1 protein-coding gene is annotated in these 937 nt (G+C 63.4%); it reads right to left on the reverse strand.

Features of this window, described 5'->3' with window-relative positions; translation table 11 throughout:
- On the reverse strand, positions 1–937 hold a 937-nt coding region (locus tag HLUSI_RS0113385; protein ID WP_029363488.1), incomplete at its 3' end, for a PAS domain S-box protein.

The following is a 937-nucleotide window of genomic DNA, read 5'->3' on the forward strand; positions in this document are numbered from 1 at the left end:
GATGGCCGAGCGTGTCGTTGACGGTCTTGAAGCGGTCGAGGTCGACGAAGAACAAGGCCAGCGTCTCGCCGGCCGCCTGCGCCGCTTCAATCTGCCGGGCGAAAATACGCATCAGGCTGCTGCGGTTGAGCAAGCCGGTCAGGCTGTCGTGATCGGCCAGGAAGGCCAGCTTGGTTTCGGCTTCCTTGCGGATCGTGTTGTCGGTGAACACGCCGACGTAATTGCTGATGCCGCCCTGGTTGTCGCGTATCGCCGAAATCGACAGCCATGCCGGATACCAGCTGCCGTCCTTGCGCCGATCCTTCATTTCGCCTTGCCAGTGACCGTCGTGCGCCAGCCGCTCGAGCATGCCGCGGTTGATTTCAGCCTGGGCGCCGGGCCCGGTCATCATGCGCGAACGCTTGTCCATCGCTTCTTCCGGGCGATAGCCGGTGATCCGCGTGAAAGCCGGATTGACGGCCAGGATGCGAAACCCGGCATCGGTGATCAGGATGCCTTCGCTGGTCGATTCGAAGACGCGGTCGGCCATGCGCGACTGCCATTCGGACTGCACCTGCTTGTTGACGTCGAGCGCGGTTTCGACCAGCGCGGTGCCGCCTTCGTGGGGACAGACGCTACCGTGCACTTCCACCCAGTGACGGGTGCCGTCGCGACGCAGAATGCGATAGGAATATTGAACGGTGCCGGCGTCGCCCTGCAGGCGCGACTGCATGTTTTCCTGCAGCAGGGACAGGTCTTCCGGCGCCGTCAGACTCGCTACCGGCATGCCGACCAACTCGGCGCCGCGCTGGTAGCCGAGCATGGCGGCCATCTTGTCGTTGGCGTGCAGCACGGTGCCGTCGTTGCGCAGCATGAAGACGCCGACCAGCGACTGTTCGGAAAAATGGCGCAGGCTGCGCTCGATTTCCAGCGAGCCGTTGAGGTATTTTGCAGTCAG

The sequence above is a fragment of the Herbaspirillum lusitanum P6-12 genome (assembly GCF_000256565.1).
GTDB lineage: Bacteria > Pseudomonadota > Gammaproteobacteria > Burkholderiales > Burkholderiaceae_D > Herbaspirillum > Herbaspirillum lusitanum.